At 39.5% G+C, this 18,978-nt stretch carries 16 protein-coding genes; 14 read left to right on the top strand and 2 right to left on the bottom strand.

Annotation, left to right across the window (positions count from 1 at the left end):
• Nucleotides 1-25: 25 nt before the first annotated feature.
• A complete protein-coding gene (gene hmpA / locus CUB63_RS06795) occupies nucleotides 26-1,225 on the bottom strand; it encodes an NO-inducible flavohemoprotein (RefSeq protein WP_109847734.1) in 1,200 nt (399 codons plus the stop codon).
• A gap of 366 nt (nucleotides 1,226-1,591) precedes the next feature.
• Here hmpA and glyA point away from each other — a divergent pair, with 366 nt between their 5' ends.
• Both glyA and CUB63_RS06785 read left to right on the top strand, forming a co-directional pair.
• Nucleotides 1,592-2,845 (top strand): serine hydroxymethyltransferase, encoded by a 1,254-nt coding sequence (glyA, locus tag CUB63_RS06790; RefSeq protein WP_109847733.1) that lies wholly within the window; start codon nucleotides 1,592-1,594, stop codon nucleotides 2,843-2,845.
• A 90-nt stretch (nucleotides 2,846-2,935) separates the two neighbouring features.
• Entirely contained in the window at nucleotides 2,936-4,090 is a 1,155-nt protein-coding gene (locus CUB63_RS06785; protein ID WP_167426087.1) for a 3-phenylpropionate MFS transporter, read from the top strand.
• 85 nt (nucleotides 4,091-4,175) lie between these two features.
• Here the strand turns inward: CUB63_RS06785 and suhB are convergent, their stop codons facing one another.
• Nucleotides 4,176-4,979, bottom strand: a complete 804-nt coding sequence (gene suhB / locus CUB63_RS06780) for an inositol-1-monophosphatase (RefSeq protein ID WP_109847732.1) — start codon at nucleotides 4,977-4,979, stop codon at nucleotides 4,176-4,178.
• 124 nt (nucleotides 4,980-5,103) lie between these two features.
• On the opposite strand from suhB, the gene trmJ reads away from it, so the two are divergent.
• The 12 genes from trmJ (at nucleotide 5,104) to CUB63_RS06720 (ending at nucleotide 18,958) form a co-directional block, all read left to right on the top strand.
• Complete coding sequence (gene trmJ / locus CUB63_RS06775) at nucleotides 5,104-5,832, top strand: tRNA (cytosine(32)/uridine(32)-2'-O)-methyltransferase TrmJ (RefSeq protein WP_109847731.1); 729 nt, start codon at nucleotides 5,104-5,106, stop codon at nucleotides 5,830-5,832.
• A gap of 131 nt (nucleotides 5,833-5,963) precedes the next feature.
• On the top strand, nucleotides 5,964-6,458 hold the full coding sequence (iscR, locus tag CUB63_RS06770) for a Fe-S cluster assembly transcriptional regulator IscR (RefSeq protein WP_006533450.1): 495 nt from the start codon (nucleotides 5,964-5,966) through the stop codon (nucleotides 6,456-6,458).
• 68 nt (nucleotides 6,459-6,526) lie between these two features.
• On the top strand, nucleotides 6,527-7,741 hold the full coding sequence (locus tag CUB63_RS06765; protein WP_072063243.1) for an IscS subfamily cysteine desulfurase: 1,215 nt from the start codon (nucleotides 6,527-6,529) through the stop codon (nucleotides 7,739-7,741).
• 24 nt (nucleotides 7,742-7,765) lie between these two features.
• Nucleotides 7,766-8,152: a Fe-S cluster assembly scaffold IscU gene (gene iscU / locus CUB63_RS06760; RefSeq protein ID WP_006533447.1), complete on the top strand. Its 387-nt coding sequence runs from the start codon at nucleotides 7,766-7,768 to the stop codon at nucleotides 8,150-8,152.
• A gap of 89 nt (nucleotides 8,153-8,241) precedes the next feature.
• On the top strand, nucleotides 8,242-8,565 hold the full coding sequence (gene iscA / locus CUB63_RS06755) for an iron-sulfur cluster assembly protein IscA (RefSeq protein ID WP_006533446.1): 324 nt from the start codon (nucleotides 8,242-8,244) through the stop codon (nucleotides 8,563-8,565).
• 48 nt (nucleotides 8,566-8,613) lie between these two features.
• Complete coding sequence (hscB, locus tag CUB63_RS06750) at nucleotides 8,614-9,135, top strand: co-chaperone HscB (RefSeq protein WP_072063242.1); 522 nt, start codon at nucleotides 8,614-8,616, stop codon at nucleotides 9,133-9,135.
• A gap of 11 nt (nucleotides 9,136-9,146) precedes the next feature.
• Nucleotides 9,147-10,997: a Fe-S protein assembly chaperone HscA gene (hscA, locus tag CUB63_RS06745; RefSeq protein ID WP_109847730.1), complete on the top strand. Its 1,851-nt coding sequence runs from the start codon at nucleotides 9,147-9,149 to the stop codon at nucleotides 10,995-10,997.
• Nucleotides 10,998-10,999: 2 nt separating this feature from the next.
• Nucleotides 11,000-11,335, top strand: coding sequence for an ISC system 2Fe-2S type ferredoxin (fdx, locus tag CUB63_RS06740; protein ID WP_006533442.1), 336 nt, complete (start codon nucleotides 11,000-11,002; stop codon nucleotides 11,333-11,335).
• Between the two features lie 15 nt (nucleotides 11,336-11,350).
• Nucleotides 11,351-11,545, top strand: coding sequence for a Fe-S cluster assembly protein IscX (gene iscX / locus CUB63_RS06735; protein ID WP_006533441.1), 195 nt, complete (start codon nucleotides 11,351-11,353; stop codon nucleotides 11,543-11,545).
• 280 nt (nucleotides 11,546-11,825) lie between these two features.
• On the top strand, nucleotides 11,826-13,121 hold the full coding sequence (gene pepB, locus CUB63_RS06730; RefSeq protein WP_006533440.1) for an aminopeptidase PepB: 1,296 nt from the start codon (nucleotides 11,826-11,828) through the stop codon (nucleotides 13,119-13,121).
• Between the two features lie 28 nt (nucleotides 13,122-13,149).
• Nucleotides 13,150-13,575 (top strand): enhanced serine sensitivity protein SseB C-terminal domain-containing protein, encoded by a 426-nt coding sequence (locus CUB63_RS06725; RefSeq protein WP_109847729.1) that lies wholly within the window; start codon nucleotides 13,150-13,152, stop codon nucleotides 13,573-13,575.
• 295 nt (nucleotides 13,576-13,870) lie between these two features.
• Nucleotides 13,871-18,958: an alpha-2-macroglobulin family protein gene (locus CUB63_RS06720; RefSeq protein WP_462938044.1), complete on the top strand. Its 5,088-nt coding sequence runs from the start codon at nucleotides 13,871-13,873 to the stop codon at nucleotides 18,956-18,958.
• Nucleotides 18,959-18,978 lie beyond the last annotated feature (20 nt).

Raw genomic sequence — 18,978 nt, 5'->3', positions numbered from 1 at the left:
AAATTGAATGTTAATGAAGGTGTTTTTACTGCAAATCTTGCGTAATAACGGCATGCGGACCAAAACATTCATAATGAAGTTTTTCGCTATTAATACCCAGTTCAATAAGCTGCTTAGCAACAGATTGCATAAAAGGTAATGGACCACAAAAATAGAATTGCATATCAGGAATAGCTAACCAATCTTCAACTTGTTTTAATATCATTAATCCTTTGAATTGATAATCTTTATTTTGCACGTCTTCAGCACGTGGCGTGCGATACCATATTGCTTGTTGATAGTGTGAAAGCTGATTGCCGACTTGATTAACTTCATCTTTAAAAGCATGAACACCGCCGTGTTCAGCCGCATGTAACCAATTAATATTTGCTTGATGAGTTGAAAGTGTGTGTAACATAGACAGCATTGGTGTTAAACCCACACCTGCTGAAATTAAGGTTACTGGCGTTGTTGGTGACACATCTAAATAGAAATCGCCCCCTGGTGCGGCGACTTGTAAAATATCCCCTTCTTGAATATGGTCATGAAGAAAATTCGATAAAATACCTTTCTCTTCGCGTTTGACTGCGATGCGGTATGTTTTATTATTTGAAGATTGAGTTAATGAATATTGACGTATTTCTTGGTTCTCAAGGCGTTCATCACGGATATAAAGACTTAAATATTGTCCAGCTTGATAAGGTGTAATATCAAGGCCGTCTTCAGGAGCTAATTCAAAGCTGGTAATGACATCACTTTGTTTTACTTTATGTTTAACTTTAAAGTTTCGTAATCCTCTCCAACCTCCATTTGTTTGTTCTTTTTGTTGATAAATTTGCTCTTCGCGTTTGATAAAGACATCTGCCAATACTTGATAAGCCGCTCCCCAAGCATCTAGCACTTCTTGTCCGGGACTAAACATCTCATCAATGGTTGCTAATAAATTTTCACCAACGATGGGATAGTGTTCAGGAAGAATGTTTAAACTAGCGTGTTTTTGTGCAATTTTTTCAACGGCAGGCAAAATGGTAGTTAAGTTTTCAATGTTCGTTGCATAAGCGCATATCGCATTAAATAAGGCTTCACGTTGTGCGCCACTGCTTTGATGACTCATGGTGAAAATATCTTTTAACTCTGGATGACGAGAAAACATTCGATCATAAAAATGGGCGGTTAATGCTGGGCCTGTTTTAGCAATGAGAGGAATTGTTGATTTAATTGACGCGATAGTTTGTGCATCTAACATAATTGCTCCTGAAAATTTTTCAGTTTATTGTGAATATTTATAAATTGTATTTTATATGCAACTTATCTCTTTTTGATTATTTTGTAAATCTCTGTTTTTATTTTTTAACAAAAAATCTCAATTCTTAGAGAATGATGCGGGGTGTTTGCAAAATAAGGCGAGATGTGCCTCAAAAAGAGGAATAAGCACAGGATAAAATGAGGTTGTTAAAAAGTAATAATGTGCTGTTATAGTTGGATGGCAAACGATTGCGTATTTTTTCATTAGGGGCTATCTCAATGAAGAAAAAGAGTTTACACTGTATGCCATTCTTTCTCCCGTATGGGAGTTTGTCTTTAGTGAAGTTAGCTGAGTCAGGAGATGTGAATGTTAAAACGTGAAATGAATATTGCTGATTACGATCCAGAATTATGGAATGCAATGGAAGGTGAAGTGACTCGTCAAGAAGAGCACATCGAACTTATTGCTTCTGAAAACTATACCAGCCCTCGTGTTATGCAGGCGCAGGGATCTCAGCTGACAAATAAATATGCTGAAGGCTATCCGGGGAAACGTTACTACGGTGGTTGTGAGTATGTGGATGTTGTAGAGCAACTGGCTATCGATCGTGCAAAAGCATTATTTGGTGCAGATTACGCTAACGTACAGCCTCACTCAGGCTCTCAAGCAAATGCCGCTGTTTATATGGCATTATTAAAACCAGGTGATACTGTTTTAGGTATGAACTTAGCGCAAGGCGGTCACTTAACTCATGGTTCACCAGTTAACTTCTCTGGTAAACTATATAATATCGTACCTTATGGTATTGATGAATCGGGAAAAATTGATTACGAAGATATCGCTATTCAAGCTAAAAAACATCAACCAAAAATGATTATTGGTGGCTTCTCTGCCTATTCTGGTTTGGTTGATTGGGCAAAAATGCGTGAAATCGCAGATAGCATTGGTGCCTACCTGTTTGTTGATATGGCGCACGTTGCGGGTATGATTGCTGCGGGTGTTTATCCTAACCCAGTTCCTCATGCACATGTTGTTACAACAACAACGCATAAAACATTAGCAGGCCCACGTGGTGGTCTTATCCTTGCTAAAGGTGGCGATGAAGAGTTTTATAAAAAACTGAATTCTGCTGTATTCCCTGGTTCTCAAGGTGGTCCTTTAATGCATGTTATTGCAGGTAAAGCGGTTGCATTAAAAGAAGCTATGGAGCCAGAATTTAAGGTTTATCAGCAACAAGTTGCCAAAAACGCGAAAGCAATGGTAGACGTTTTCTTAGATCGCGGTTATAAAGTAGTGTCTGGCGGAACTGAAAACCACCTGTTTTTATTAGACTTAGTTGATAAAGACATTACAGGTAAAGATGCAGATGCTGCACTGGGTCGTGCAAATATCACTGTTAACAAAAACAGTGTACCAAATGATCCACGTAGCCCATTTGTAACTTCTGGTATTCGTATCGGTTCTCCAGCAATTACACGTCGTGGTTTTAAAGAAGCGGAAGCTCGCGAATTAGCCGGTTGGATGTGTGATGTCCTTGATAATATCAATGATGAAGCGAACATTGAGAAAGTGAAACAAAAAGTCTTGGATATCTGCGCTAAATTTCCAGTTTACGCATAAGTTTGTAACGATATAATAAACCCGTTGTACAAGCCCGCTTCGAGAACTTGTTCTTGGCGGGTTTTTTGCATCTTAAAAATGGGGGATTGGATGGTTATTCCATCAACATTGTGGCTTGCCTTAGATTATTTTACTTATTTCTTCTCATACGGCATCTTTTTACCTTTTTGGTCCATATGGCTAAAAGGAGAGGGTGTTGATCCTGCAATGATAGGTCTGTTATTAGGTGTAGGTTTAACCGCACGTTTTGTTGGTAGCCTAATTTTAACACCTGCGGTAAAAGATCCGTCAAAACTTATCACTGCATTAAGATTATTTGCTTTTCTCTCATTACTTTTTACTGTTGCATTTATGATGGGTAGCCATTGGGCATGGTTATTCTTTGTGATGACAGGATTTAATGTTTTCTTTTCACCTATGGTGCCTTTAGGCGATTCTCTAGCAGGAACATGGCAAAAACAGTTTCCTTTAGACTATGGAAAAATCCGCGTTTGGGGCTCAATCGCTTTTATTATTAGCTCATCACTGCTAGGTGTTTTAATTGATGTTTTTGGGCATCCCATTATTCTTTATGGGTTGATTGCCAGTACTTTTGCTCTATTCCTGACATCTATGCTTCGTCCTAAAGTTATGCCACAGGGTAAAGTGAAAAAAGCAGAACACAATAACGTCTCCTTTATAAAACTTATTTCAGATGGGCCAGTTTGGCGTTTTCTGCTATGCGTCTCTTTACTGCAAGGTGCACACGCAGCTTATTATGGTTTTAGTGCACTTTATTGGGAAAAAGCAGGTTATGACACCGCAACAATTGGTTATCTTTGGTCATTAGGTGTGGTTTCAGAAGTCATTGTTTTTATGCTGAGCCATCGTTTATTCCGTCGTTGGAGCGCAAGAAATCTACTCTTACTTTCTGCTTTTGCTGGGCTTTTACGTTGGGGATTAATGGGAAGTTTTACTGCATTACCCGCGCTTATTGTCGTTCAAGTCTTACACAGTGGTACGTTTACAGTGTGTCATTTAGCTGCTATGCGCTTTATTAGTGCTCGTCAAGAGCACGAAATTATTCGTCTGCAAGCGGTGTATTCAGCGTTAGCGATGGGAGGGAGTATTGCGATTATGACTATTGTATCTGGTTGGTTGTATGAAAAACTGCCTAACCAAGAATCGTTGATCTTCTGGTTAATGGCTGCATTAACGATCCCTGCCATGTTTATCAGACCTAAAGTACAGCCTCAAAATACCTAATTCCTTTATTTTATAAAATTAAGATCTGCAATATCCTTTGATATTGCAGATCTTTTTCTTTTATATTTTATTCGTATCAACGAAATTAACGTTTTAATGCATCTGTTAATTCGCTACGAATTTCAGCTAATAATGCTCTGACAACACGAGGGTTACCGGCAACAATATTACCTGTTTGTAAGTAGCCATGGTTACCTGTAAAGTCAGAAACGATAGCACCTGCTTCACGAGCGATTAATTCACCACCTAAGAAATCCCAAGGTTTTAAGCCAATCTCAAAGAAACCATTAACACGACCAGCGGCAACATAAGCTAAATCTAATGCTGCTGAACCTGTGCGACGGAAATCAGCACAAGGCACAAATAATTTGCCTAACATGTTTATGTAAGCGGCTGAATGTTGTTTACTTTTGAATGGGAAACCAGTCGCAAGAACTGCACCGTCTAAATCGCGAGCATTAGAGCCGCGTAGACGATAACCATTTAATTGTGCGCCTTGACCACGAACGGCTGAGAATAATTCGTTACGCATAGGATCGTAAACAACCGCAACTTCAGTACGGCCTTTAATGCGTACAGCAATAGAAACAGAAAAGTGTGGAAAACGTTTAATGAAGTTAGTGGTGCCATCAAGTGGATCAATAACCCATTGTATGTCGTGATCTTCACCGAGTAACTCGCCACTTTCTTCCGTAATAATGGTGTGTTTTGGATAAGATTTACGGATAATTTCAATGATTGCTTGTTCTGCGTCACGGTCAACATTAGTGACAAAATCATTAGTACCTTTCTGGTTAGCTTCTACAGATTCAGGATTTTCGTAATTTTTGGCGATTAAATTACCAGCCTTACGTGCGGCACGTATGGCAATATTCAGCATCGGATGCATGGTTATCTTCCACAAGATGTTAAAGAACGGGGATAAAAAACGTGCCAAAGTATAACAGACATTCGTGTTTCTGGCTACAATTGTGATAAAATAGATGGATCACAAAGCAATTAACAAGAAATCAATGTTAGAAAATATTCGCATCATCCTTGTAGAAACTTCTCATACAGGCAATATGGGCTCTACTGCTCGAGCTATGAAAACCATGGGATTAACCAATCTTTATTTTGTTAATCCAAAAGAAAAACCGGATTCACATTCTATTGCCTTATCAGCAGGCGCAAGTGATGTTATTGGCAATGCACATATTGTTAATAGTATCGATGAAGCGATTGAAGGCTGTGGGTTAGTTATAGGAACAAGTGCTCGTAGCCGTACACTTTCTTGGCCAATGCTTGCACCTCGTGAATGCGGTGAGCGCTGTGTTATGGAAGCGAAACATAAGCCTGTTGCTATTATTTTTGGTCGTGAACGTACAGGTTTAACCAATGAAGAATTACAAAAATGTGATTTTCATTTGTATGTTCCGACTAATCCAGAATATGGTTCTTTAAATTTAGCAATGGCTGTCCAGCTTGTTAGTTATGAAATTCGTATGGCAGCACTTGCCCAAGAAGAAAAACAAGAGGAAAATAGCTCATCAGAGATTGATTATCCACCCGCAGATGATATAGAACGTTTTTATGTTCATTTAGAACAGGTGCTTAATGAATCTGGCTTTATTCGTCCTAAACATCCGGGACAAGTGATGAGCCGTTTACGCCGTCTATTTACGCGTGCGCGCCCAGAAACACAAGAACTTCATATCTTGCGTGGTATTCTAACGTCAGTTGAGAAATGGGCTAAGAAATAGAGGGCTAAGTTGATTAACTTAAGTCAACTTTTGACCAAGTATAATACTTGACTAAAACACTCGGATAAATAGTTGACTAAATTACTCAGGAATGACACAATTTGATTATTGTTCACCACGGAGTATTTGTTATGAGACTGACATCAAAAGGGCGTTACGCAGTTACTGCAATGCTTGATGTTGCATTGCATTCACAGCAAGGTCCTGTCCCCCTCGCTGATATTTCAGAGCGCCAAGGGATTTCCCTTTCTTATCTTGAGCAGCTTTTCTCACGTTTGCGCAAAAATGAATTAGTTGCAAGTGTTCGTGGTCCTGGTGGCGGCTATTTATTAGGCCGTGATGCAGGGCAAATTTTTGTTGCTCAAGTTATTTCTGCGGTTGATGAATCTGTCGATGCTACTCGTTGTCAGGGTAATAAAGAAGGTTGTCAAGGTGGTGATCGTTGCCTGACTCATACTTTGTGGCGTGATTTAAGTGATCGTATAACCAGTTTCCTAAGCAGTATCAGCCTTGAAGAGTTAGTAAATAACGAAGAGGTTATGGATGTCGCCGATCGCCAAGACAATGAAAAACGCCATGCTATAAATGGTCGTTTACAAGAAACCATTGTTAATATGCGAGTTTAACGGCGATCTCTAGGTAGGCAAAAACAAAATTATTAAAGAAGATCCGTCGTCTTTGGAGTTAGTGAGCAATGAAATTACCCATTTATCTAGATTATTCAGCAACCACTCCTGTTGATCCACGAGTTGCTGAAAAAATGATGCAATGTCTGACTATTGATGGCATTTTTGGTAACCCAGCCTCTCGTTCACACCGTTTTGGTTGGCAAGCAGAAGAAGCTATCGATATTGCACGCAATCAGATTGCTGATTTAATCGGTGCAGATCCTCGTGAAATTGTGTTCACATCAGGTGCAACGGAAGCTGATAATCTCGCACTAAAAGGTGTTGCTAACTTTTACCAGAAAAAAGGTAAGCACATCATCACTTCGAAAACCGAACATAAAGCCATTTTAGACACTTGTCGTCAACTTGAGCGTGAAGGTTTTGAAGTTACTTATTTAGCACCAAAAAGTGATGGTCTGATTGACCTGAAAGAGCTTGAAGAAGCGATGCGTGAAGACACTATTTTAGTTTCTATCATGCATGTAAATAACGAAATTGGTGTCGTTCAAGATATTGCTGCTATCGGTGAATTATGCCGTAGCAAAGGGATTATTTACCATGTAGACGCGACACAAAGCGTTGGTAAGTTACCTATTGATCTCTCTAAGTTAAAAGTTGATTTACTTTCTCTTTCTGCGCATAAAGTATACGGCCCTATGGGTATCGGTGCACTTTATGTTCGTCGTAAGCCACGCATTCGTTTAGAAGCACAAATGCATGGTGGTGGTCATGAGCGCGGTATGCGTTCAGGTACATTAGCCGTTCACCAAATTGTAGGTATGGGCGAAGCTTACCGTATTTTGAAAGAAGAAATGGCTGATGAAACTAAACGCTTAAACGAATTACGTTTACGTTTATGGAATGGCATTAAAGATATCGAAGAAGTTTATATCAACGGTTCTTTAGAACATACTGCGCCAAACATTCTTAATGTAAGTTTCAACTATGTTGAAGGCGAATCATTAATGATGGCACTGAAAGATCTTGCTGTATCTTCAGGCTCTGCCTGTACTTCAGCAAGTTTAGAACCTTCTTACGTACTGCGTGCTTTAGGTTTAACTGATGAACTTGCACACAGTTCTATTCGCTTCTCTCTGGGTCGTTTCACAACAGAAGAAGAAATAGATTATGCAATTGAACAAATCCACAGTGCAATTGGTCGCTTACGTGATCTTTCTCCACTTTGGGATATGCATAAACAAGGTGTTGATATCAACAGTATCGAATGGTCTCACCATTAATCAGACGTTTTCAGGAGTTAAATCATGGCTTATAGCGAAAAAGTAATTGATCATTATGAAAACCCTCGTAATGTGGGATCATTTGATAATAATGACCCTACTGTAGGAAGTGGTATGGTTGGCGCACCTGCTTGTGGTGACGTTATGAAACTGCAAATCAAAGTTGATGATAATGGCGTAATTGAAGATGCGCGTTTTAAAACTTATGGTTGTGGTTCAGCGATTGCATCAAGTTCACTGGTTACAGAATGGATGAAAGGCAAAACATTAGATGAAGCCGAATCTATTAAGAACACAGCAATTGCAGAAGAATTAGAATTACCACCAGTGAAAATTCACTGTTCAATTCTTGCAGAAGATGCAATAAAAGCAGCGATTGCAGACTATAAAAGCAAACGCCAAGGCAAATAATTGTCTTTTATAATAAAAAAATAAAATATTGGCGGATGCTGAAACTTTTTTTCAGTATCCGCTTTCGTTCTTTATGAGTGAGGTGTGCCATGTCAATTTCCCTTACAGAATCCGCCGCTAATCGTGTTCGCTCTTTTCTATCTAATCGTGGAAAAGGTGAAGGTTTACGTTTAGGCGTAAGAACATCCGGTTGCTCTGGAATGGCTTATGTTCTTGAATTTGCTGATGTCATCAATGACGAAGATACTGTTTTTGAAGACAAAGGTGTGAAAGTTATCGTTGATGGTAAAAGCATGGTCTATTTAGATGGAACAGAGCTTGATTTCGTCAAAGAAGGATTAAATGAAGGCTTTAAATTTAACAACCCCAATGTATCTAATGAGTGTGGTTGTGGTGAAAGCTTCACCGTGTAATTTGTGTTAAAACACGGTATTAACGTTAATTAATCCAAGAGTAGATGTATGGACTATTTCACACTATTAGGCATGCCTAATCGTTTTGATATTGATAAACAGCAACTTGCTACACGTTATCAAGATATGCAACGTCAGTATCACCCAGATCGCTTTGCTGGTAAATCTGATAAAGAACAGGCTCAGGCAATCTCGCTTGCTTCAACCATCAATCAGGCTTATCAGACCTTAAAAAATCCACTCTCAAGAGCTGAATACATACTCTCATTAAACGGTATCGATATTGCTAATGAGCAACAAACGATGCACGATACTGCTTTTTTAATAGAGCAACTCACATTACGTGAAGAGTTGGATAACATCGAACACAGTGCTGAAGCGGAAAGTTTGTTAGCCGATTTTTCTGCGCGTTTAGAAAAAATGTACGCAATACGCCATGATGAAATGGTCAAAACGCTAGATAACCAAACTTGGGATATTGCTGCAGATAATGTGAGAAAATTGCGTTTTCTTGCAAAATTAAAAGAGCAAGTAGAACAACTTGAAGAACGCTTGTTTGATGGTTTTTAAGGGAAACAGTTATGTCATTATTACAAATTAGTGAACCAGGTCAAACACCTGCACCGCACCAGTGCCGACTTGCAGCGGGTATTGATTTAGGTACGACACACTCATTAGTTGCCACTGTACGTAGTGGGCAAGCCGAAGCGCTTTCTGACAGCGAAGGTCGCTATTTATTGCCATCTGTCGTGCAGTATCAAGTTGATAATATCAACGTTGGTTGGAATGCTAAAAAAGAAGCAGAAAAAGATCCTGCTAACACGATAAGCTCAATTAAAAGAATGGTGGGTCGCTCACTAAGTGATGTGATAAGCCGTTATCCAAATCTTCCTTATCATTTCCATGAAAATGACAATGGTTTACCGTTAATTAAAACAGTGGCGGGTATTGTCGATCCTATTCAAGTCTCTTCTGACATCTTAAAAACATTAGCAGAACGTGCAACGCAATCATTAGGTGGTGAACTTGATGGTGTTGTTGTTACCGTTCCTGCTTATTTTGATGATGCTCAACGCCAAGGTACAAAAGAAGCGGCTCGCCGTGCTGGTTTGCATGTTTTACGTTTATTAAACGAACCAACAGCAGCTGCTATTGCATATGGTTTAGATTCAGGAAAAGAAGGCACTATTGTTGTTTATGACTTAGGCGGTGGTACTTTTGATATTTCTGTTTTACGTTTAACCAAGGGTGTTTTTGAAGTCTTAGCAACTGGCGGTGATACTGCATTAGGCGGTGATGATTTTGATATGATGCTGGCCGACTGGATAAGAGAACGCGCAGGTTTTGGCTATCAAAAAGATGCGATATTACAACGCCAACTGCTGGATGTAGCATCAGAAACTAAAATTGCATTAAGTGAAAATGATGTTGCTGATATCAGTATTAATGGTTGGAAAGGCGAAATTACTCGCACTGAGTTTGAATCATTAATTCAATCATTAGTAAAGCGTACATTATTATCTGTTCGCCGCGCATTAAAAGACGCGGATGTTGAAATAGATGAAGTTCTAGAAGTGGTTATGGTTGGCGGTTCAACACGTGTGCCATTAGTTCGTCAAATGGTTGGTGATTATTTTAAACGTGAGCCTTTAACCTCTATTGATCCAGATAAAGTGGTTGCCATAGGTGCTTCAATCCAAGCTGATATTTTGGTGGGTAATAAACCAGATAGCGAAATGCTATTGCTAGATGTTATTCCACTTTCTCTTGGCCTTGAAACGATGGGCGGACTAGTTGAAAAAGTGATCCCTCGCAATACCACGATCCCAGTTGCCAGAGCGCAAGAATTTACGACATTCAAAGATGGTCAAACGGCAATGAGTGTTCATGTTGTTCAAGGTGAGCGTGAATTGGTGAGCGATTGTCGTTCTCTTGCGCGTTTTACATTACGTGGTATTCCGCCGATGGCTGCAGGTGGTGCTCATATTCGTGTGACATTCCAAGTTGATGCTGATGGTTTACTTAGTGTCAGTGCAATGGAAAAATCAACGGGCGTTGAAGCCTCAGTACAAGTCAAACCCTCTTATGGTCTTAGTGATACTGAAATCGCTAAGATGATCCAATCTTCGATGGAAAATGCCCAAGAAGATTTACAAGCTCGTCGCCTAGCCGAGCAAAAAGTCGAAGCAGCACGCGTGTTAGAAAGTTTAACTGCGGCATTAGAAGAAGATGCTCATCTGCTAAATGAAGATGAGAAAAGCGCTATCGACAAAGTTGTAGATACCTTAATAGAGAGCGTTGAAGGAACAGATCCTGTTGCCATTGAAAACGCGATTAAACTACTGGATAAGCAAACTCAGGATTTTGCAGCGCGTCGAATGGATTCATCTATTCGTCAAGCGTTGGCAGGTCATTCTGTGGATGAGATATAACTATGCCTAAAATTGTATTTTTACCCCATAGCACACTGTGCCCTGAAGGTGCTGTTGTTGACGCAACAGAAGGTGAGTCTATTCTAGATGTTGCATTGCGCAACGGTATTGAGATTGAACATGCTTGTGAAATGTCTTGTGCATGTACAACTTGTCACTGTGTAGTGCGTGAAGGTTTTGATTCACTAGAAGAGAGCTCTGAGCTTGAAGACGACATGTTAGATAAAGCATGGGGTTTAGAGCCTGAAAGTCGCTTAAGTTGCCAAGCTAAAGTGACTGACGAAGATTTAGTCGTTGAGATCCCTAAATATTCGATTAACCATGCAAGAGAGCACTAATTTCAGGAGCCAAGTATGAAATGGAGTGATACACGTGAAATAGGGGAAGCATTATTTGATCTTTACCCAGACACTGACCCTAAAACGGTACGCTTTACTGATATGCATCAGTGGATTTGTGATTTAGAAGATTTTGATGATGATCCGCAGAAATCAAATGAAAAAATTCTTGAGGCTATTTTACTTGTTTGGCTTGATGAATTTGAATAATTGATAACCTCATAAATTTAAAAGACTGGCTTATTGCCGGTCTTTTTGCATTATGACCTTTCATATTTTACTTTATCAGTGTGTTAAAAATAACCATAAATAGGGAAGTCTGGAGATTTCATTGTGCGATCTTCTTTGAGGAATATCATGTAAATACGGAAGATCCCTAGATGATAATGGTGACCTCTGGGTTTTTGCAGTAAATTGATCACGCTAAACGGTAAATATCTGGTAGTCTGAATAGGTTAACTGTCACCAGTAATAATAAGTGAGATAATAAATGAATAAACAAATTATGCCTATCATGCTGTCTAATGAACCTGCAGCAGCATGTTGGGGTGATAAAGCACTAATTAGCACTAGCGAAACAGGCATGACAATCCACTTAATGGAAGAAAACCGTTTAGGCGCTATTCAGCGTGGTGGACGTAAAGTTGATAGCCAAGGTATTCGTAATGTTGCTCTTGTTGGTGAAGGCTGGGATATAGAGCGTAGCTGGGCTTTTTGGTTAGGCTTTAGAGCACCTAAAGGCGCTCGTTCTATCGAATGGCCACAATTAAGCGAAGCGGATAAACACGAATTAGAATCACGTATTCGTATCGTTGATTGGGTTAGAGACACAATTAATACACCGGCTGAAGAATTAGGCCCAGAGCAACTGGCACAGCGCACTGTTGATCTTTTCTGTGGTCTTGGTAAAGAAGATATCAGCTATAAGATCACTAAAGGCGCCGATCTGCGCGATCAAAACTATGCCGGAATTTATACTGTAGGTCGCGGTTCTTCCCGTGATCCTGTCTATTTAGCATTAGATTTTAATCCGACTCAAGATAGCAATGCCCCTGTATTTGCATGTCTAGTAGGTAAAGGTATCACCTTCGATTCAGGCGGTTATAGCATCAAACCTTCATCATCTATGAATTCAATGAAAGCAGACATGGGTGGTGCAGCAACGTTAGCGGGTGCTTTAGCATTGGCTATTACTCGTGGTTTAAATAAACGTGTGAAATTACTGCTGTGTATCGCAGATAATATGGTCAGCGGTAATGCCTTTAAGCTGGGTGATATCATTCGTTACCGTAATGGTAAATCAGTCGAAATCATGAATACAGATGCGGAAGGTCGTTTAGTGCTAGCAGATGGTTTAATTGATGCCAGCAATATTGCACCTGAGCTGATTATCGACGCCGCAACATTAACCGGTGCCGCTAAAGTTGCAGTAGGTAATGATTACCACTCTGTATTGAGCTTTGATGACAAATTAGCTGCAGAGCTACTGGCTAGCGCTGAGCAAGAAAATGAATTGTTCTGGCGTTTACCATTAGCGGATTTTCATCGTAGTCAATTACCTTCTAGTTTCGCTGATTTAAACAATATCGCAGCACCTTCTCATACTGCGGGTGCAAGTACTGCGGCTGCATTCTTATCGCACTTTGTTACTGACTACAAAAAAGGTTGGGTACATATCGATTGTTCAGCAACGTACAGAAAATCTTCTGTAGAACAATGGGCGGCAGGTGCTACGGGTTACGGTGTGCGTTCTATCGCGAATCTGTTATTAGCAAAAGCAAAATAAATAAACGTTATTCGATTTGGAGTTTGTAATGGGTGTATCTGAACAATTTGAGACACAAGAAATTGTTTCTGTTGAAGGTTCTTCTTTGAAATTAAGTGTTCTAGAATCACAACCTGAAAAATTAACAACTGCACTTAGCGAGTTTTTTGGTGAACATAAACCAATCCGCCGTGCCTTTATTGTTAATGCTCAGGAGCAAGATAATGAAGAGGAATTTTATCTTATTGGTTTAGAGATAACTGGCGAAGAAGATGAGATTGCGCAGATACTCCCACAAGCGGCTGAATCGGTTTTTGAATATTTAGAAGAAGGGCAATCCTTAGATTTTTGTTTTGTGAATAAAGATGAAAAAGGTGTAAGTCATTTTATGATCCACCATGTATCACCTTTTTATCAACGCAAGCTTGGCGGATTTTTAAGAAAAGGGATCCCGATAGTTAATCTGGATAGTTAAATCGGCCCGCTAAATTTAGGCGATATCTCATCAGATATCGCTTTTTTTTATCTTATAATAGAAAAATGATTAAATTAGTAAATTGTTTATATTTTCATATAACGCTTTGTTTTATATAGGCTTTGTTTTTAAAGTAAAAATAAAGCGATTTTGTATTGTCATTTATTTCGTTTTACACGGTAAAAAATAGCTTATCGAGTTATTTTTTTACCTTATTAGAATGAAGAAATACATATATTATCTCAGTCTGCAGAAAACATCGCATTATTCAGGGGTTGAATTAAAGGAAATGGATATGAACCAAAACCAATTTAGACAATATACAGAAAAGAGAGGCTATCGTTGGAGCTCTCTTGCTGTTGTATTGGCATCAGCATTGGCGCTTACTGGCTGTGATGATCAAGCAGATGAAAACACATCATCTGCTGATAAAACACAAAATACACAATTGACTGAGCAAAAAGATGCTGCTCAGAACACACCAAAGACAGAAACTCAAATCAGTGAAAAATCGGCAGTTACAACAAAAACAAATAACGAAACTGCATTAAAAAGCAAAGAAGTTCGTGATGAGTTAGCAATGCGCTTTGCTGGAAAAGAAGTCACTGTATTAGATGCGTCAGAATTACAGCGTGATGGTGCGAGCACAATGGTTGTGACCTTCTCTGTACCGCTTGATCCTGACCAAAAGTTTGATGATGTTATTCATCTTGTTGATACCAAAAAAGGGAAATTAGAAGGTGCGTGGGAGTTATCTGATAACTTAATGGAACTGCGTTTTCGCCATTTACCACCATCAACAGAATTAAATTTAACAATTGATGAAAAAATAAAAGGTATTAATGAACGTACATTAACGACACCTTTTAGTCAGAAATTAACAACAGAAGAAATTTTTCCATCAGTTGGTTTCACCAGTAAGGGATCGTTACTGCCACTTGAAGCTGCTGAAGGTTTACCGATTATTGCGTTAAATGTGGGTCAAGTTGATGTAAATTTTTTCCGTGTTAAAGATGATCAATTAGCGCAATTCTTAACGCAATGGGAAAACCGTTCTAATATTAACTATTGGGAATCAGATGAATTTTTATCTCAAGCTGATCTGGTTTATACCGGTCGTTTTGAGTTAAACACAGAAAAAAATACCCGTGAAAACGTATTATTACCGTTAAAATCAATAGATGCCCTGAAAAAAGAAGGTGCCTATATTGCTGTAATGCAACAAGCCGGTAAATACTCTTATACGGTGCCGGCTACGGTATTCACTTTTAGTGATATCGGATTGTCGATGCACAGTTACCTTGATTCGCTAGATGTTTTCACTCAATCACTTAAAAATGGTTCTGCATTAGATAAAGTAGAAATTCGTCTGTTAGATGAAAAAGGTGGGTTGATTTCTAAAGCGCAAACAGATAGCCAAGGACATGCCACACTTGAGAAAAGTGATAAAGCGCGTTTATTAATGGCTATTCGTGATGGTCAAACTAGTATGATTGATTTGCGTAAACCTGCGCTTGATCTTTCTGAGTTTGATATCGGTGGCCCTCAAGGTTATAGCAAACAATTTTTTGCTTTCGGTCCTCGCGATCTCTATCGTCCTGGTGAAACATTAATCGTTAATGCCTTGCTACGTGACGGTGATGGTAATCCTATTAAAGAGCAACCTGTTAAAGTCGATCTGCTTAAAACTGACGGGCAAGTGTCACGTAGTTTTGTATGGCAACCTGAAAATGGACTTTACCAATTAAAATTGGTTATTCCTGAGGATGAAAATACGGGTACACGTACCCTACGTTTTGATGTAGGTGATGGTACTCCTCGTTTCTATGAGTTTCAGGTTGAAGATTTTATGCCAGAACGTATGGCATTAGAAATCACTGGTAAGAAAGGAATTATATTAAGCGGTAATGACGCTTATTTTGACATTAAAGGGCGTTATCTTTATGGCGCACCAGCTGCTGATAATCGTTTACAAGGACAAGTTTTCTTAAAAGCTTCACGTGAAGCTGTCAGTAAATTACCAGGCTATGAATTTGGTGCGGTAAAAGATGAAAACTTCAGCCGTTTACTGGATGAGTTTGAACTTAATTTAGACTCTGACGGACAAGGTGAATTAAGTGTTGATAGTGATCGCTATGCTGAACTGAAATCACCTATCAATATTATTTTACAAGCAAGCTTACTTGAAGCGGGTGGACGACCTGTTACGCGTCGTTATCAACAAGCGGTTTGGCCTGCAACTCACCTTGCTGGCATTCGTCCTGTATTCCCTAAAAAAGAAGTTTACGATTACCGTACAGACAAATATAAATCAGGTTATAGCGTTGATGAAAACTCAATGGCTGAATTTGAGATTGTCTATACAGATCAAGATGGTAAGAAACTACCCGCTAATGATCTTAAAGTGAAGTTTATCTATGAACGTCATGATTATTACTGGCGTTGGTCTAGTTCGAATGGCTGGGAATCTGGCTATAACGAAAAAGATCTACAAATGGATGAGCAGACAATCAAGATTGCTAAAGATGGCACTGCAAAAGTGGCATTCCCCGTTGAGTGGGGTTCTTATCGTATTGAGGTTGTCGATCCCAAAACAGAATTAGTCAGTAGCTTACGTTTCTGGGCTGGGTATTCTTGGATGGACAACACGGGGGGAACAGGTGCGGTAAGGCCAGACCAAGTTAAATTGAAACTGGATAAAGATGGTTATTTACCGGGTGAAAAAGTTAAGTTAAACATTGTTGCTCCTCACCCAGGTAAAGGTTATGTATTACTGGAATCAAGTAATGGACCTTTATGGTGGCAGGAAATTGATGTACCTGAAAAAGGGCTTGATGTTGAAGTGCCTATTAATAAAGAGTGGGCAAGACACGATCTCTATCTGACTTCTGTTGTTGTAAGACCGGGAGATACTTCAAAACAAGCGACAGTAAAACGTGCTGTGGGTATTTTACATTTACCATTACAGGATAAAAACCGTCGTATTGATATTTCACTTGATGCACCTGAAAAAATTCGTCCTAACCAAGATTTAAAAATCCGCATAAAAGCGAATCCAGTTGCAGGTCAACCATTACCTGAAAATATTAATGTATTGGTTTCTGCTGTTGATACTGGTGTATTGAATATCACCGAGTATAAAACCCCTGATCCTTACGATGCTTTCTTTGGTCGTAAACGTTACAGCATCGACCAATATGATGTTTACGGGCAATTAATTGAAGGGCAAGGGCGTTTAGCTAACTTGCGTTTTGGTGGGGATGGTGGTGAAGCTACTGCATTATCTCGTGGTGGTAAAAAACCATTAACGGATGTGCAAATCATTGCGCAACAATCAGCTCCTGTAAAATTAAATGCGCAAGGTGAAGGTGAAGTTTCTTTACCTATTCCTGAGTTTAATGGTGAAGTTCGTTTAATGGCGCAAGCTTGGACTGCGGATAAATTTGGTAGCCAAGAGGGTAAAGTTGTTATTGCTGCACCTTTAGTCACTCAGCTTTCATTACCTCGCTTTATGGCGGGTGGTGATAATGCTCTTTTATCGTTAGATTTAACCAATCTAACAGATGATGCGCAATCTATTACCTTAAATTATACCGCCTCAGGTTTGGTCGGATTAGGTGGTGCTGAAAGTAAAACCGTCTCGCTAACGAAAGGTGAACGTACTCAAATTCAAATCCCAGTAAAAGCGAAACATGGCTTTGGTCAAGGTGAATTCTCATTGTCTATTTATGGTATTAAAGTACCGGGTGAAGAGATTAAGCCTTATCACAATACATGGAATATTGGTGTTCGCCCTGCATTCCCAGCAGAAACGATCCATTATGCAAGTACATTGCAAGATGGTGACACTTGGCGCTTACCATCAGAAAGTTTAAGTCGCTTTAATAACTCAACGCTTGAAGGCGAACTATTACTGACAAGCCGTCCTCCGTTACAAGTGGCGCGTTATGTTAGAGAACTATTTGCTTATCCTTATGGTTGCTTAGAACAAACAGTTAGTGGGCTTTATCCTTCACTGTATTCAACAGAAAAAGAGTTGAAACAGTTGGGAATTAAAACGCAAACTGACGCTGATAGAAAAGCAGCTATTGATAAAGGTATTGCGCATCTGCTGACGATGCAAAAATCAGAAGGCGGATTCTCTTTATGGGATCAGGGGGGACGTGAAGAATATTGGTTAACCGCTTATGCGACTGATTTCTTATTCCGTGCGTCACAACAAGGTTATTCAGTTCCTGCTGATTCATTAAAACGTGCGAATGATCGCTTATTACGTTATTTACAAGATAAAAACTTAGTTAATTATGAATATGCGGTTAATCAAGATGCAGCACGTTTCTCAGCTAGGGCTTATGCTGCGTTAGTATTAGCGAATCAGCAAAAAGCACCTTTAGGTGAATTACGTCGTCTTTATCTTGAGCGTAACCAAGCTGGAAATGGCTTAGCCTTAGTTCAGTTAGGCATCGCACTAAAACTGATGGGTGATAGCAACCGCGCTGAAAGTTTAATTGCTGAAGGTGTGACAACAACGCGTAAATATAATTATGGATTAGGCGACTACGGTAGCACTATTCGTGACCAAGCATTAATTATTGCATTGTTAAGTGAAAATAACCTTGAAACACAGTCTCGTGATGCAAGTGTGATGGCACTATCTGATAATTTAACCAGTCGTGAATGGTTCTCAACCCAAGAAAGCAACTCGTTATACCTTGCCGGCCGTTTCTTCATTAATATGGCAGAACAGCCTTGGGAAGTTGCTGTTAATCGTCAAGTCCCTGCAATCAGTAGCGATCGCGCAGTTAATGAGACATTAACATCAACGCAATTACAAGAGGGTTTAGAGCTAAACAATCGTGGTGGAGCCACTATTTATTCTCGTATGAATATCGTGGGCTACCCGAAAGTTGCGCCTGCTCCTTATAGTAATGTATTAAATGTTCATCGTAGTTATTATGATTTAAAAGGAAACCGCGTTCATCCTAATCGCTTACAAAGTGGTGAAATGCTGGTGGTTAAACTGGAAGTTTCTGCTGATAGAGACGTACCTGATGCGTTAGTTGTTGATTTATTACCTGCTGGTCTTGAAATCGAAAACCAAAACTTAGCATCAAGTAGTGCAAGCTTAAGTGATAGTGCTGCAGACTTGCAGGAATTTATCGACGATATGGGACAAGCAAATATCAAACATCTCGAATATCGTGATGATCGCTTTGTTGCCGCTATCTCTGTTGATAAATATCGTCCGACAACATTGCTCTATTTAGCAAGAGCAGTAACACCGGGTAGCTATCAAGTACCACCACCACAAGTTGAATCTATGTATGTGCCTTATTGGCGTGCAATAGGATCAACAGAAACCAAGATTGACGTTGTTCCTTAAATCTTGTAGCCCTTTCTTCG

Origin of the sequence: Proteus penneri, assembly GCF_003144535.1 — a bacterium.
GTDB lineage: Bacteria > Pseudomonadota > Gammaproteobacteria > Enterobacterales > Enterobacteriaceae > Proteus > Proteus penneri.
This window is presented reverse-complemented; position numbering and strand designations above follow the sequence as displayed.

Bases quoted from the DNA above. Each gene is read 5' to 3' on its own strand.
- glyA (WP_109847733.1), top strand. From the start codon at position 1,592: ATGTTAAAACGTGAAATGAATATTGCTGATTACGATCCAGAATTATGG.
- iscA (WP_006533446.1), top strand. From the start codon at position 8,242: ATGTCAATTTCCCTTACAGAATCCGCCGCTAATCGTGTTCGCTCTTTT.
- hmpA (WP_109847734.1), bottom strand. From the start codon at position 1,225: ATGTTAGATGCACAAACTATCGCGTCAATTAAATCAACAATTCCTCTC.
- CUB63_RS06725 (WP_109847729.1), top strand. From the start codon at position 13,150: ATGGGTGTATCTGAACAATTTGAGACACAAGAAATTGTTTCTGTTGAA.
- hscB (WP_072063242.1), top strand. From the start codon at position 8,614: ATGGACTATTTCACACTATTAGGCATGCCTAATCGTTTTGATATTGAT.
- CUB63_RS06785 (WP_167426087.1), top strand. From the start codon at position 2,936: ATGGTTATTCCATCAACATTGTGGCTTGCCTTAGATTATTTTACTTAT.
- hscA (WP_109847730.1), top strand. From the start codon at position 9,147: ATGTCATTATTACAAATTAGTGAACCAGGTCAAACACCTGCACCGCAC.
- iscR (WP_006533450.1), top strand. From the start codon at position 5,964: ATGAGACTGACATCAAAAGGGCGTTACGCAGTTACTGCAATGCTTGAT.
- suhB (WP_109847732.1), bottom strand. From the start codon at position 4,979: ATGCATCCGATGCTGAATATTGCCATACGTGCCGCACGTAAGGCTGGT.
- fdx (WP_006533442.1), top strand. From the start codon at position 11,000: ATGCCTAAAATTGTATTTTTACCCCATAGCACACTGTGCCCTGAAGGT.
- iscU (WP_006533447.1), top strand. From the start codon at position 7,766: ATGGCTTATAGCGAAAAAGTAATTGATCATTATGAAAACCCTCGTAAT.
- trmJ (WP_109847731.1), top strand. From the start codon at position 5,104: ATGTTAGAAAATATTCGCATCATCCTTGTAGAAACTTCTCATACAGGC.
- CUB63_RS06720 (WP_462938044.1), top strand. From the start codon at position 13,871: ATGAACCAAAACCAATTTAGACAATATACAGAAAAGAGAGGCTATCGT.
- pepB (WP_006533440.1), top strand. From the start codon at position 11,826: ATGAATAAACAAATTATGCCTATCATGCTGTCTAATGAACCTGCAGCA.
- CUB63_RS06765 (WP_072063243.1), top strand. From the start codon at position 6,527: ATGAAATTACCCATTTATCTAGATTATTCAGCAACCACTCCTGTTGAT.
- iscX (WP_006533441.1), top strand. From the start codon at position 11,351: ATGAAATGGAGTGATACACGTGAAATAGGGGAAGCATTATTTGATCTT.